The organism is Brevundimonas sp. 2YAF1 (assembly GCF_052114745.1).
Classification (GTDB): domain Bacteria; phylum Pseudomonadota; class Alphaproteobacteria; order Caulobacterales; family Caulobacteraceae; genus Brevundimonas.
In genome coordinates this window covers 42,784-57,760 of sequence record NZ_JBFRFI010000008.1, presented here as the reverse complement: position 1 = coordinate 57,760, position 14,977 = coordinate 42,784, and the positions used below count along the sequence as shown (strand labels likewise).

The 14,977-nt window shown below is 63.1% G+C and carries 7 protein-coding genes; 5 read left to right on the top strand and 2 right to left on the bottom strand.

Annotation, left to right across the window (positions count from 1 at the left end; genetic code table 11):
- Positions 1-24: 24 nt before the first annotated feature.
- Positions 25-2,829 (top strand): TonB-dependent receptor, encoded by a 2,805-nt coding sequence (locus tag AB4Y68_RS11750; RefSeq protein WP_441455938.1) that lies wholly within the window; start codon positions 25-27, stop codon positions 2,827-2,829.
- A gap of 719 nt (positions 2,830-3,548) precedes the next feature.
- On the opposite strand, the gene AB4Y68_RS11745 is transcribed toward AB4Y68_RS11750, so the two are convergent.
- Positions 3,549-4,928 carry a sigma-54-dependent transcriptional regulator gene (locus AB4Y68_RS11745; RefSeq protein ID WP_441455936.1) on the bottom strand — a complete coding sequence of 460 codons (1,380 nt, stop codon included), beginning with the start codon at positions 4,926-4,928 and terminating at the stop codon, positions 3,549-3,551.
- A complete protein-coding gene (locus tag AB4Y68_RS11740; RefSeq protein WP_441455934.1) occupies positions 4,925-6,718 on the bottom strand; it encodes a sensor histidine kinase in 1,794 nt (597 codons plus the stop codon). The genes AB4Y68_RS11745 and AB4Y68_RS11740 overlap by 4 nt, the downstream gene beginning before the upstream one ends.
- A 339-nt stretch (positions 6,719-7,057) precedes the next feature.
- Here AB4Y68_RS11740 and AB4Y68_RS11735 point away from each other — a divergent pair, with 339 nt between their 5' ends.
- The 4 genes from AB4Y68_RS11735 to AB4Y68_RS11720 all read left to right on the top strand — a co-directional run bounded on the left by AB4Y68_RS11735 (position 7,058) and on the right by AB4Y68_RS11720 (position 14,761).
- Positions 7,058-8,329 carry an MFS transporter gene (locus AB4Y68_RS11735; protein WP_441456066.1) on the top strand — a complete coding sequence of 424 codons (1,272 nt, stop codon included), beginning with the start codon at positions 7,058-7,060 and terminating at the stop codon, positions 8,327-8,329.
- A gap of 156 nt (positions 8,330-8,485) precedes the next feature.
- Positions 8,486-10,987 (top strand): TonB-dependent receptor plug domain-containing protein, encoded by a 2,502-nt coding sequence (locus AB4Y68_RS11730; protein ID WP_441455932.1) that lies wholly within the window; start codon positions 8,486-8,488, stop codon positions 10,985-10,987.
- Positions 10,988-11,048: 61 nt separating this feature from the next.
- Positions 11,049-13,238: a penicillin acylase family protein gene (locus tag AB4Y68_RS11725; RefSeq protein ID WP_441455930.1), complete on the top strand. Its 2,190-nt coding sequence runs from the start codon at positions 11,049-11,051 to the stop codon at positions 13,236-13,238.
- Positions 13,235-14,761, top strand: coding sequence for a CRTAC1 family protein (locus AB4Y68_RS11720; RefSeq protein ID WP_441455928.1), 1,527 nt, complete (start codon positions 13,235-13,237; stop codon positions 14,759-14,761). Before AB4Y68_RS11725 ends, AB4Y68_RS11720 begins: the two co-directional genes overlap by 4 nt.
- The last annotated feature ends 216 nt before the right edge of the window (positions 14,762-14,977 follow it).

Genomic DNA, 14,977 nt, shown 5'->3' with positions numbered 1-14,977 from the left:
CGGGCGATTAGGGAGGGAGAGGCGATGCGTTCCAAGCATGGATTCCAATTTGCGTTGAAGGCCGGGGTGTCTGCGGTCGCCGTACTGGTGGCGAGCGCTGGCGGCGCTCATGCGCAGTCGGCCGGCGCGGCGGGCCAAGACGACCCCACGACCCAGGTCGATGAAGTCGTCGTCACCGGCTTCCGAGCCAGCCTGCAGGGCGCCATCAGCGCCAAGCGCCGCGAAAGCGGCGTCGTGGATGTCATCAAGGCCGAGGACATCGCCGACTTCCCCGACCTGAACCTCGCGGAATCGCTGCAGCGCGTTCCGGGCGTCACGATCACCCGCGCCAACGGCGAAGGTCGCCAGATTTCGGTGCGCGGCCTGGGTTCCGAATACACCCGCGTCCGCGTCAACGGCATGGAGGCCATCGCCACCACCGGCGGCACGGTCAACTCGGGCGGCACCAACCGCTCGCGCGGGTTCGACTTCAACATGTTCGCGTCCGAGCTGTTCAACAGCCTGACGGTGCGCAAGTCGGCCTCGGCGGACGTCGAGGAAGGCTCGCTGGGCGCCACGGTGGACCTGCAGACTGCGCGTCCGTTCGACTATCGCGAGCCGACGCTCGTGGTCGGGGTCCAGGGCAGCTACAACGACCTGGCGCGCGACGTGAAGCCTCGCTTCACCCTGCTGGCCTCGGACACCTGGATGGACGGCAAGTTCGGCGCCCTGTTCTCGGCCGCCTACGAGCAGCGTCACATCCTGGAAGAAGGCGCCAACATCACGCGCTGGACCTACGGCGGCGCGAACGGGGGGTTCAATGCGGCCTCTACGATTGATGGTTATACGATCGGTCAGATCAACAGCACCAACTATCAGGGCGCTTCGCCGACCGCGCTCTATCACCCGCGAATCCCCGCCTACGTCCAGTACGACCACAACACCGAGCGTCTGGGTCTGACCGGTTCGCTGCAGTTCAAGCCCGACGACCAGACGACCCTGACGCTGGACGTGCTATATTCCGACGTGAAGAGCACGCGCGACGAGGCGCAACTTCAGGCCATCGGCTTCAGCCGCGCCGGCACCGGCAAGCCGCAGACGATCATTCGCTCGGGTACCGTCGAGGGACGTAACATCGTCAAGGGCGTGTTCGACAAGGTCGACGTGCGCACCCAGTCGGCCCACGACGAACTGCAAACCCAGTTCCAGCAATATACCTTCACCGCGACGCGTAACTGGACCGACCGGTTCCGCTCAGGCTTCATCGGCGGCTATTCGCGGTCGGAGTTCACCAACCCGGTCTCGACCATCGTCACCTTCGATCGGGCCGACACCAACGGCTTCTCCTACGACTTCACGTCGCGGATGCCCAAGTTCGACTTCGGCTTCGACCTGACCAACCCGGCCAACTGGTCGATGATCAACGGCACGTCGGAAGTCCGCATCCGTCCCAACGCCGTGACCAACACCTTCACCACCGCCAAGGCCTATGGCGAGTGGGACGCCAACGAGCACATCACTCTGAAGGCCGGTCTGGACTATCGTCGTTTCGGCTTTGACTCGTCCGGCCAGACACGCGCCACGGAAACCGTTGTCCAGACTCTGACTGCGGCGCAACTGGCCGACGTGTCGCGGGTCTTCTCTGGCTTCGGACGCAACCTCGGCCTGCCGGGCGGGGTCGCTACCAGCTGGCTGGCGCCCGACCTGAACAAGTTCATCTCGACCTATAACATCTATTCCAACACCGGCATCTACGCGATCAGCGATCAGACTAACCAGGCGCGGGGTCAGAACGTCACGGTCCATGAGAACGATATCGGCGCCTACTTCCAGGCTGATTTCCGCTTCGACGCCTTTGGCTTGCCGTGGCGTGGCGACGCGGGCGTGCGTTATGTCCTGACCGAGCAGTACTCGGACGGCTATGCGCTGGTCGGCAACGCCATCCAACTCGCCCGGGCGCGCCGCGACTACGACATGTGGCTGCCTTCGGCCAATCTGGCGGTGGACCTGACGGATAACGTGGTGGCTCGCCTGTCGGCGGCCCAGACCATCTCGCGTCCGTCGATCAGCAGCCTGACCCCTGGCAGCGACATCAGCATCCAGGGCTCCAACCTGAGCGTCTCGTCGGGCAACCCCAACGTCATGCCGACCAAGTCCGACAATGTGGACGTGTCGCTGGAGTGGTATCCGGACGCGGACAGCTTGTTCTCGGTGGGACTCTTCTACAAGAAGATCAACACCTTGGTTCAGACCCTGCCGCAGGACATCCCCTTCAACCAGACGGGCCTGCCTCTGTCGTTGCTGGATGGCACGGGGGTCGCCCCCACCGCAATGTTCCGCACCACCCAGCCGATCAACACGGACGGGGGCAATCTGACCGGCTTTGAGATCAATGCCCAGAAACGCCTGAGCTTCCTGCCCGGCTGGATGGAGAATTTCGGAGTCCAGGCGAACTACACCTTCGTGGACTCCAAGGTCGAGTATCGGACCTCGCCCCTGCCCAATACGCCGGTGATCGAAGACACCTTGCTCGGCCTTTCGAAAAACGCCGCCAACTTCACCCTCTACTACGAGACCGACAAGTTCAGCATCCGGGGCTCGGCCGCCTATCGTCAGGGCTATCTGACCCAGGTGCCGGGCAACGACGGCAACAGCGTCCACGGCACCAACGAGACCCTGAACTTCGACGTCCAGGCCTCCTACAACATCAGCGACAAGCTGAAGGTCAGTGTCGAGGGCATCAATCTGACCGACGAGTTCAACGACCAGTACGTCGACGCCAGCAATCGCCTGAATGTTCGCAGCCACACCGGTCGCCAGGTCTTCGTGGGCCTGCGTTACACTTTTTAAGCGGGCTTCCTTCTCCTGTCCCGCGCTTGACGCCGTCCCTCAATGAGGGGCGGCGTTTTTTTAGTTGCCCGACAGTTCGAGCCCTATGAAGCGGTGCGCGAGTGTGAGGTATCGCTCAAATCCTGCTCCCGCACCCAAAATAACAAGAACCCCAGGGCCAAAATCCTGGGGTTTTTCGAGGATCTACGGCGTGGTGATGCTGAGGTTGTGGGTCGTGCCGTAGAGTGAAGGGCTGATCAGGGTGTTGGAGCCCAAGTTCACACGGAAAGCGAAGAAGAAGGTCGAGTTCGCCGGATAGCCGTTGAGCGCAGGGGTGGTGCCGCTGCGGCTCCTTCGTTGTCAATACGTATAGAAATATGTCGTGTTCACGCGTTTTTACAGCAGTTAAGTTGTTCAACGTTTTAAGAATACTTAAATTTTGTCGGTTTCTGGATCGGTGTCGGTTGGCTGGGAGTGAAATTTAATTACGTAAAAACAAATCGCTACATGGATTTTGTGCAATCGAGTGGGAGTGAGGGGCGGCGGGCCCGCTGAGATAGTCTCCATATAGGGGCTTTGTTGACGATAGAGCGACTTTAGGCGCCTGCGGCCGGTTCGACCCGCGACTTCACGGTATTAGATTTGCGGTGTTGGCGTCGGTGTCTGACGCAATGCAGATTCTTGGAGCGTCCGCTCCGGTCATTCGGTCTTCACCGTCATCCGCATGGGGTGATGCAACTTTAGCCGTTTCTTGTCGACTTGGCCCGGTAGGTATTGGCGTCGATATTATGCCGCTTGAGCTTGTCGTAGAGTGTCTTGCGCGCCACCCCGAGCAGGGCCATCGCCTCGGTCATGTTTCCCAAGGTGGACTGGAGGGCTTCGCTGATGATCAGGGCTTCGTAGGCGTCGATGCGGTCTGTCAGCGGCGCGTGCCCAAGAGGGGCGGTTCCACCGTTGGCGGCAGGAAGGTCCAGCACGGCGCTGACGGCGAAGTTGCGCAGTTCGCGCACATTGCCGGGCCAGTCATGCTCCACCAGTCGCCGGCGAACGTCGTCTGACATCGTGTAGTCCTTGACGCCAATTCGCTTGGCCGCCTGCGCGGCGAAGAAGGCGAAAAGGGGGAGGATGTCCGACCGACGTTCCCGCAGCGCCGGCACGCGCAGGCGCACGACGTCCAGTCGGTAGAACAGGTCTTCGCGGAAAGCGCCCTTCTTCACCGCTTCGTGCAGATCGCATTTGGCGGCGGCGACCACATGCAGATCGACCGGCCGCGGTTCGCCTCCACCGAGAGATGTAACCTCGCGTTCCTCAAGCACCCGCAACAGTTTGACCTGCAGAGTGGGGCTCATGCTGTCGACTTCGTCCAGAAACAGCGTGCCTTTGTCGGAGGCTTCGATCCGGCCGACGTGCTGAGGCTGGCGATAGCCGGAGCGATCAGGCGCGTGGCCGAACAGTTCGGCTTCGGCGAAAGCGTCGGGAACGGCGCCGCAGTTGACGGCGATGAAGGGACGACCTCGCCGGCGGCCGAGCCGATGCAGCAGCAGGGCGACCAACTCCTTGCCGGTGCCGGTTTCCCCTTCGATCAGGACGTCCAGATCCGCCTTTGCGACGTGGGAGATCGTTTCCCGCAAGCGAACCATGACGGCGCTGTTGCCGATCAGGGGGCTGTCCGTATTGATGACGGCTGCGGCGGCGACGCGAAGAGCGCGGTGCTCCATCGCGCTGCGTCGGCTCTCCAGGGCCTGGCTGGCGGCACCGACCAGCCGCTCCAGCGGAAAGGGCTTTGTCAAAAAGTCGAAGGCGCCGTCCTGAAGCGCCTGCACAGCCATGGGGATGTCGGCGTCGCCGCTGATCAGGATCACGGGGATTTCGGAATCGATGGTGCGGATGCGCGCGAACAGCTCCAGCCCGTCCATGCCCGCCATGCGAATGTCGGTCACGACCACGCCGGGGAAGTCGGCGTTCAGCATCGCAAGCGCCTGTTCCGCATCGGCGCACGGCCAGACGGTCAGATCGGCCAGTTCCAGGGCCTCGGTGATGGCGCGCCTGAGGGCGGCGTCGTCCTCAACGAATAACACCGGCGCAAGGCGGGGCTGGGGCGGGGGCAGGGGCTCGGTCATGCGCGTCTCAAGGTGATGCAGAATGCGGCCCCGCCCAGCCGCGAGGGGGCGGTTTTCAGGCTGCCGCCGAACTCGCGAGCGATGTCGCGCGCGATGCCCAGGCCGAGGCCCAGACCTTCCGGCTTGCTGGTGATGAAAGGGGTGAACAGCGCACCGGTAACATCGCCGCTGAAGCCGGGTCCGTTGTCGTGAACCATGACGCGGACGGTGTCGGCATCGTCCGCTTCGACATCGATGGCGATGCGAGGGGAGGCCGTTTCGTGAAGCGCTTCCACGGCGTTCTGAACCAGATTTATGAGAATCTGCTCCAGTCGGATGCGGTCGGCCGTGACGAGGATAGCGGCGTCCGGGCTGTCCAGGCAAAGGGTCACGCCAGCCGCGCGGATGCCGTCTGAGATTAGCAACAGGGCGCCTTCGATGGCCTCGTTCAGGTTCACGGCCTGGATGGCGGGCGTGCCGCGTCGGGCAAAGCGACGCAGTTCGGTGGTGATCTTTCCGACGCGGTCCACCAGTTCGACAATGCTGCCCAGATTGCTCTTCGCGCGGCTCAATTCGTTGCGGTCGAGCAGGCGGCCAGTGTTTTCGGCGTGGGCGCGAATGGCGGCGATCGGCTGATTGATTTCGTGGGCGACGCCGGTGGTGACCTGTCCTATCAGGCCGAGACGATTGGCCTGGGCCAGTTCTTCACGCGCCGCGCGCCAGCGACCGTCGGCGGCCATCCGGCGCTGGGATTCCGATTTCAGGCGCTCATTCACCTGACGCAATTCGGCGGTCCTAAGCGAGACTTCATCTTCGAGCATCTGCTGCATGTCGGTCTGGGCCAGCCGTCGCATGTGAACGCGCCAGAAGAGGGCGAAGGCGAGCGCGCCGACGATGATGGCGCTGAGCACCGTCAGGCGCGCGCCGCCAGCGGCGCGGGCGCGAGCGGGCTCCACCGGCTCGAAATGCACGAGGCGGGCGCCCCTAAGCGCCACTGGCGTTTCGGCGGTGCGATAGGGGGCGTCCCTGACGGAGAAGCGCAGATCTCCCCCAGCGTCCGGGCGCAGATTCACACGATCCAGGGGCTGGGATCCGAACTGCATCGTGCGGCGGATCTCATCCTTCTCGGCCGCCGTGGCGAGACGGGTGGCGCGAAAGCGCCAGGGTTCGTGTCCGGTGATGATGACGACGCCGTGGGACTCGATGATCGCCGTGCGGCCGCGTTCGCGCGCCCACTGTGTCTCCAGTTTGGAGAAATCGATCTTAACGACGATGACGCCCAAGGCCTTGCCCTGTTCATCGATGCGGCGCGCGACAAACAGACCGGAGCGGCCGGTGACGGAGCCGACGGCGAACAGTTCCGCCTCTCCATCGGCCATTGCGCCCTGGAAATAGGGACGGAAGCTGAAATTCTCACCGACGAAGCTGCCGGCCTGACGCCAGTTGCTGGCCGCCAATGTGTCGCCTTCGCTTCTGATCACATAGATGGCCGCCGCATCGGTTCTCTGGGCCAGAAGCTCGAGCTTGCCATTGAGGCGATCGATGGCGTCGGGCGCGCCGCTGGCAAGAACGGAATGAACGTCGGGGTATTCGCTCAACACCAGCGGAAGTAGACGGAATTTCTGCAATTCGCCCGCTAGCACGCGCGCGTGCTTCTCCGCCTGATCACGGGCGGCCGCATCCGTTTGCTTGCGGGCGACATCGTCGATCCATTGCGCCGAAAACCAGATAGCGAGAGCCGCCGCCCCCGCCAGCCCAGCGGCGGCGATGGTCAGAGCTCTATGTCTCGGAGTCAGAACGTGTGACAGCATTGTATAGAAACACATACAGTTTGTCACATTGTATGTGCATCATTCCATACGGTCTATGGTCTTATTGTGTCTGGCCGGCGTCTAAAAATGGTCAATGTAAACAACTGTGTTTTCACTATTTCAATCGGTCGTCGGACTTTTGTTTCTAGGTGTAGCTGTCTCCGCCAGAGTGTTTGAGGAAATGCGGCCTCTTGCGCCGTATCACGACAGAAGGCGGCGATTTTTCATATGCTCAGCCATCATAAGTCTTCGGGCTCAAACTTTGCGGCGACGCCGGGCGCCGAATCCGCTCCCCTGCGGGCTGCGCGCAAGGTGGGCGATCCGGTCGAAGTCGGGGGCATGACGCCGGCGCGCCGGCTGCGCAACATTGTCGGCGGATCGGCCGGGAACCTGGTCGAATGGTTCGATTGGTACGCCTATGCAGCGTTCGCGCTCTATTTCGCTCCGGTCTTCTTTCCCAGCGACAACTCGACCGCCCAGCTATTGAGCGCGGCGGGGGTGTTCGCCGTCGGTTTCCTGATGCGTCCCGTGGGCGCCTGGGTGATGGGGGTTTATGCCGATCGAAAGGGAAGAAAGTCAGGGCTGACCTTGTCGGTCAGTCTGATGTGCGCCGGCTCGCTGCTGATCGGCTGCACGCCCGGTTACGCCGATATCGGCATTGCGGCGCCGGCCCTGCTGTTGTTCGCGCGCCTGATTCAGGGGCTCAGCGTCGGCGGCGAGTACGGATCGTCCGCCACCTATCTCTCGGAGATGGCGACGGCCAAGAACCGTGGCTTCTGGTCCAGTTTCCAGTACGTGACCCTGATTTCAGGCCAACTTCTGGCTTTGGTTCTGTTGATCGTCCTGCAGCAGACGATGAGCGCGGAAGCCCTGGCAGGATGGGGATGGCGCATTCCCTTCTTCGTGGGCGCCGGCCTGGCTGTGGTGGTCTTCTGGCTGCGTCGCCGACTGGACGAAACGACCGCGTTCAAGGCTGAAGATACGCGCGCGGCGCCGCGATCCAGCGCCCTGCTGCTGATCCTGAAGCACCCGAAGGAGGCGCTTCTGGTGTTCGGCTTAACGGCCGGCGGCACCTTGGCCTTCTATACCTACACGACCTACCTGCAGAAATTCCTGGTCAACACCTCGGGCTTTTCGAAGGAGGCGGCGACCCAGATCAGCGCCGCCGCCCTGTTGGTGTTCATGCTGTTGCAGCCCGCGGTGGGGGCCTTGTCCGACCGGATCGGTCGGCGGCCGGTGATGATCGCGTTTGGCGTCACGGGAGTGCTGTTCACCGTGCCGATCATGTCGGCGCTGGCGGTTGTCGATAACGGCTTCACAGCCTTCTGGCTGGCTCTGGCGGCCCTGATCATCGTCTCTGGATACACCTCCATCAATGCCGTGGTGAAGGCAGAGTTGTTCCCGGCGCATATCCGCGCCCTGGGCGTCGCGCTGCCCTATGCGCTGGCCAACGCCATCTTCGGCGGTTCCGCAGAGTACGCGGCCCTATGGTTCAAATCGGAAGGAAACGAAAGTGTATACTTCTGGTACGTGACGGTGATGATCGGAATATCTCTAATAATCTTTGTGTGTATGAAGGATACGAAGTTTAACAGCAAGATTATCCATTAGATAGAATCTCTATAAGCGCCTTTAGTCATGAATGTATTTCTTGTTTTGTCTGTGATGTGGATTTGACGCTCGCGGCAAAGGTCTCTTTGTCGGAGCTTTCTGGAGGGGTGGACTATGTCGAGCCGGGGTAACGCCGCGTATCTGAAGATGATGGCTATGGGGTCAGTCAGCGCGCTGAGTCTCATCGGCCCCGCCGCCATAGCCCAGGAGCGGCCTGTCAGGGCCGAGGCCGAGCAGGCGGGAGCGACCGAAGTGGGCGAGGTGATCGTCACTGGCCTGCGCGGCAAGCCCAGGACGGCGATCGAAAGCCCCACACCGATCGATGTGTTCAATTCAGAGCAGTTGACCCAAGGCGCTCAGACTGGCGTTTTCGAATCCATTCGCTATCTCGTGCCGTCGTTCAACCTGCCGTCGCGGGCCGGGGGCGGCAGTTCGACCGTCATCGCCACCGGATCGCTGCGGGGGCTAAACCCCGATCAGACGCTGGTGTTGGTCAATGGCAAGCGTCGTCACAGGACCGCGCTGATCAACTCGGTGTCGACGCTCTACAACGGCTCTGTCGGCGTTGATCTGAACATGATCCCGTCGGGCTCTATTTCCCGGATCGAGGTGCTGCGTGACGGCGCCGCCGCCCAGTATGGTTCGGACGCCGTCGCTGGCGTCATCAATGTCATGTTGAACAACAGCGACAAGGGCGGTCAGATCTCCGTCAGCCACGGTCAGAATTTCGACCGCCAGGACGGAAAATATCTGACGGTAGACGCCAACCTCGGCCTGTCGCTGGCCGACCGCGGCTTCGCCAACCTGTCCTACAGCTACATGGACCGCGGCGCGTCGAACCGCGCCGAGCGGATCGCGGACACCGTGCGCCTCTATCCGCTGGTCGGCGGCCAACCGGACCCGCGAGAGAAGAGCATCGACCGTCTGGTGACGACCAACTACGGCGCCATGCCCCAGGAATCGAATGTCTTCGGTCTCAACGCCGAGTATCGCCTGAACGAGGACGTCGAACTCTATAGCTTCGGCACCTATGGCAACCGCGTCTCGGACCTGAACTGGACCTTCCGTCCGGCGACCAACATCCTGTCGCTGCCGGAGATCGCACCGGACGGATTCCGGGCGCAGACGGTCATCAAGGACGAGGATTACGAACTGGTCGGCGGAGCGCGAGGCGTCGCCGGCGGCTGGGACTGGGATCTGTCGACCAGCTATGGGACCAGCATCTCGGACTGGGAGAACAACAGCTTCAACGCCAGCCTCGGCCCGAGCAGCCCGCGCCACTTCTACATCGGTCAGTTGCGCTCCGCCGAATGGGTCAACGCTCTGGACGTGACGCGCGGCTTTGAGCTTGAAGGCGCGGGCGACCTGCAGGTGTCGTTCGGCCTCCAGCACCGTTGGGAAAGCTACGAGATCGGGCAGGGCGACCAAGCCAGCTGGATTCAAGGCGCCTATGTCCGGCCGGTCGGTCAGCCCGGCGCGGGCCAGATTTTGGCGCCTGGCGCGCAATCCACGCCCGGCTTCCGTCCTGAGGACGAGGCTGATGTCAGCCGCAACAACTATAGCGCTTACGGCGAACTGGGTTGGAACCCGACCGAGCGCTTCTATCTGGGCGGCGCCGTTCGCTACGAAAACTTCGACGACGCGGCGGGCGATACGACGATCTTCAAGGTCAACAGCCGCTACGAGTTTACCGATTGGTTCGCCGTTCGCGGCTCGTACAATACCGGCTTCCGCGCCCCCAGCTTGGCCCAGCAGGCCTATTCGGCGACCACCAGCCAACTGCGTGACATCGCGGGCAACGGCATTCTGGTGCCGCTGCGTCTGAAGAATCTTCAGGTCTCGTCGCCTGAGGCTATCGCCCTGGGCGCCAAGCCGCTGACGCCGGAACTGTCCAAGAATGTCAGCGCCGGCTTCACCCTGACGCCGTGGCGCAACTTCGCCCTGACGCTCGACGCCTATCAGATCGACGTGGATGACCGCATCGCGGTGACGACCACCTTCTCGCCGCTGGATACGCGCCTTTCGGCGGACGGCGTGACCACCATAGGCAAGCAGTTGCAGAAAATCCTTGTGGCCAATGGCCTCTCGCCGGACGTCAGCGGCCAGTACTACACCAACGCCATCGACACTCGGACGCGCGGCGTTGATATCGTCGCCACCTACAAGCTGCCGACGGACGGCTTCGGCGACTTCGACTTCAGCCTCGGCTACAACCACAACAAGACCGAGATCACCGGCATCATCGCCAACCCGCCTGAGTTGTCGGCGCTGGGCAATATCGTCATCTTCGACCGCAGCAAGCAGGCGGCCCTGACGGAATCCCTGCCGAAGTCTAAGATATCGCTGAATACGAACTGGTCTCTGGGGCAGGTCAGCGCCAATCTGCGGGCGACGCGTTTTGACGGCTTCGTCACGCGCAACGCCACCAACCCCGCTCAGGACCGGACCATCGAGGCGGACTGGATCGTGGATGCGCAGGTCAACTACGACCTGACGGAAGCCTTCCGTATCAGCGCCGGGGTCAACAACCTGTTCAACACCTATCCCACGCGCGTCGATGCGCCGTCGGCGGACCTGGGAACTAACATGTACAGCGGTCTGGCCCCGTTCGGCTTCACCGGCGGATCCTGGTTCGTGCGCGGCGTCTACAAGTGGTGATGAAAGGGGGCGTCGCCGGCTCGGCGGCGCCCCTCTTCTTTTGCGTTCGGGGAGAGAAATCATGCTGATTATTCGTCGTCGGTTCATGGGCCTGGCTGCGGCCGTCCTGGTCAGCGTCGCCTCGGGACCAGTGCTGGCCCAGGCGGCCGCTCAGGCTGCGGGCGCCGCAACGACGCCCGCCTTCGCCGCCTTCAAGCCGAAGACCAATGAGATCCTGTGGGACACCTATGGCGTCCCGCATGTCTATGGCGTGGACAAGCCCTCGGTTTTCTACGGCTATGGCTGGGCCCAGGCCCAGAGCCACGCCAGCGCGATCATCCGCCTGTATGGCGAGGCGCGCGGCAAGGGCGCCGAATACTGGGGGCCTGAATACGAGGAGACCTCGGTCTGGCTGCTGACCAACAGCGTCCCGGCCCGCGCCCAGAGCTGGTACGACCAGCAGGAGCCCGAGTTCCGCGCCAACCTCGACGCCTTCGCCGCCGGCATCAACGCCTATGCCGCCGCTCATCCCGAAGCGATCGCCGAGGATGTCCGTCAGGTTCTGCCCGTGTCGGGCGTGGACGTGGTGGCCCACGCCCACCGTCTGATGAATTTTGTCTATGTGGCCTCGCCCGGAAAGACTCTGGGCGAAGGCGATCCGCCGGACCTGTCCGAACAGGGCTCCAACTCCTGGGCCGTCGCGCCGCGGAAGACCGCGGACGGCCATGCCCTGCTGCTCCAGAACCCGCATCTGCCGTGGGCTACGGATTACTTCATCTATTACGAAGCCCATCTGACGGGGCCGGATTTCGAAATCTACGGCGCCACCCAGATCGGTCTGCCGATCGTCCGCTTCGCCTTCAACCAGCAGATGGGCATCACCAACACCGTCAACGGCATGGTTGGGGCGACCAACTACAAGCTGGCGCTCAAGGACGGCGGCTATCTGTTTGACGGTCAGGTGCGTCCGTTCGAGACGACCAGCACCACTTATCGCGTGCGCCAGCCTGACGGATCTGAGCTTGAGAAGCCGCTGGTCATCCGCACCACCATTCATGGTCCGGTGTTTGACCGTGCGGATGGAACCGCCGTCGCCGTGCGCGTGGCGGGTCTCGACCGCCCTTATATGCTGCAGCAGTATTTCGACATGGTGACGTCCAAGGATTTCGGGACCTATGAGACGGCGCTGAAGCGTCTGCAGGTGCCGACCTTCAACATCGTCTATGCCGACCGCGACGGCCATATCGACTATACTTTCAACGGCATCGCGCCGCGCCGCGCCGAAGGCGATCTGGCCTTCTGGTCCGGCCTCGTTCCGGGCGATACGTCGCGCTACCTGTGGACCGAGACCCACCCGCTGGAGGATCTGCCGCGCGTCACCGACCCGGTCGGCGGCTTCGTCCAGAACGCCAATGATCCGCCCTGGGTCGCCAGTTGGCCGGTGACGATGAAGCCCGATGACTACCCGTCCTATCTGGCGCCGCGGACGCCTGAGTCCTTGCGGGCCCAGTACGCCGTGCGCGCCATCGCCGAGACCGACGACATCTCCATGGACAAGTTCGTCCAGCTGAAACTGGGCCAGGACGCCGTCATGGCCGACCGCGTCCTGCCGGACCTGATCCCGGCGGCCTTGGCCGATCCCGACCCCGAGGTTCAGGCGGCGGCCCGTTTGCTGGCCGGATGGAACCGCACTTTCGACGCCGACAACCGCGCGGGTCTGCTGTTCGAGGAATGGGCGCGCCTGTTCGCCGGGCCGACCTTCGCAGGGCAGGGCGGCTACGCCGTCCCCTGGTCTGAACAGCGACCTATCAGCACCCCGACCGGTGTCCGCGACACGGCTGCCGCCGTCGAACAACTGAGGCGCGCCATCGCTGTGACCAAGCAGAAGTACGGCGCGGTCGACCGGCGTTTCGGCGACGTGTCGCGCTTCATCCTCGACGGCGTCGATGTGTCGGGCAGCGGCGGGTTCGGCAACCTGGGCGCCTTCCGCGTCATCACCTGGTCCGACCTGAACGCTCAGGGGGTGCGCACGCCGAACCATGGCGAGACCTGGGTGGCGATGATCGAGTTCTCGACGCCGGTGAAGGCCTACGGCCTGATGAGCTACGGCAATGCGCGCCAGCCCGGCACGACGCACCACAGCGACCAACTGGAAATGCTGTCGAACCAGCAGTTCCGCGAACTGTGGCTGCGTCGCGATCAGGTTGAAGCGAACGTGGAAGAACGGACGGCGTTCGCGCCTTCGACGATCCAAAGAAGGACGAGTCGATGAGAGGTTATCGTATGCGGAACTGGTGCAAGTACGGCGCGACCATACTGACGCCGATGGTGCTGGCGGCGACGGCGGTTCACGCTCAGGAACCGGCCTTCACCTCGATCCAGCCGGAGACGTTCGGTGTCGTCGGCTCGCTTTCGACTGCCTGGGCCGACTTCGACAATGACGGTGATCTGGATTTCGCCGTCTCGCTGAAGAGCGGCGAGGTTCGTCTCTATCGCAATGACGGAGGCGTTTTCGCCAACATTGGGGGTGAACTAGGCCTGCCGACCGGTGGGGACGAAATTCGCGGCCTCAGCTGGGGCGATTTCGAGGGTGACGGCTTTGTCGATCTGCTGGGCGGGTCGAACGTCGTGCCGGTCGTGCCGGGCCAGAACCGCTCCTATGTCTGGAAGAACGACGGGGGCAAAAAGTTCGTCGAGGTCGCGGCTGACATCGGCCTGACCATTCCCGAACGGATCAGCCGTCAGGCCAACTGGATCGACTTCGACAATGACGGCCGGCTGGACCTTTACGCCTCCAACCGTTCCGGCCCGAACCAGCTTTATCGCAATGAGCGCGGCCATTTCGTCAAAGCTGGAGGCGAGGGTGGCGTGAACGATCTGCGGCCCACGGTCGGCAGTTGCTGGTTCGACTATAACCGCGACGGCAGGCTGGACCTGATCCTGGCCAACCAGTCGGGCGCGACGGACGCCCTTTGGCGCAACGACGGCGGCGGCGTCTTCGTCGATGTGGCCCCGGCTCTGGGCATGGATCAGCCCGGCCGCGACCGCAGCGAAGGCGGCGTCGGTTGCGCCATCGGCGACTACAACAATGACGGCTATTTCGATGTCTTCGTCGCGGTCTATGGGGCCAACCTTCTGTATCGCAACAACGGCGACGGCTCCTTCTCCCAGGTCGCGGCCGAAGCCGGCGTCGACAACGACGGGCACGCGGTCAGCGCCGCCTGGGGCGACTATGACAACGACGGCCATCTCGATCTGTTCGTCGCCACCTATGAAGGCGAGCCGGGGTCGCAGACGCCGCTGAATCTGCTGTACCACAATGACGGCAACGGCCATTTCACCCAGGTCCTGACCAAGGACAGTCTGCTGAACGCCGCCGATCACAGCGTCGAATTCGTGGACTACAACGCCGACGGCGCGCTCGATCTGGCGGTGACGCGCGGCTATGGCCCGGTGGGCGGCCATTTCCTGTTCCGCAACGACCTGAACGCCGAGGCCCGTGCGCGCAGCCTCAGCGTCCTGGTTCTGGACGCCTCCGGCCGTGTCGTCGTGCCGGGCGCGGAGGTCCGGCTGTTCGACCAGGCTGGCAAGATCGTCGCCTCGCGTCAGGTTCCGACCGGCGGCGGATACAACGCCCAGAGCGCCATCCCCGTCCACTTTGGCCTCAAGACGCTGGAGCCCCTGACGGTCGAAGTCACCTATATGAGCCCGAGCGGGCCAAGGGTGCAGAGAGTGACGGACGTCGATCCCGGCGCCTATATCGGCAAGTCGCTCAAGGTGGTCAGGACGGACTGAGGATCGTCCCGGTCGGACGTCAGGCCTGACGTAAAGGACACCGACGCGCGGGCCTCGGTGTCCACGCCCAGCGAGAAGACGTCGGGGCGGGAATAATTCGGAGCCTTTCACGGCGCTTCGTAGCTCGACCTAAGTCACTGACTTGTAAGATAAATGTCTTCTATGCCTCTCGATGCCTTTCGAGGGGCAGCGATCCCAGGCGTCGGTCCTTCTGAC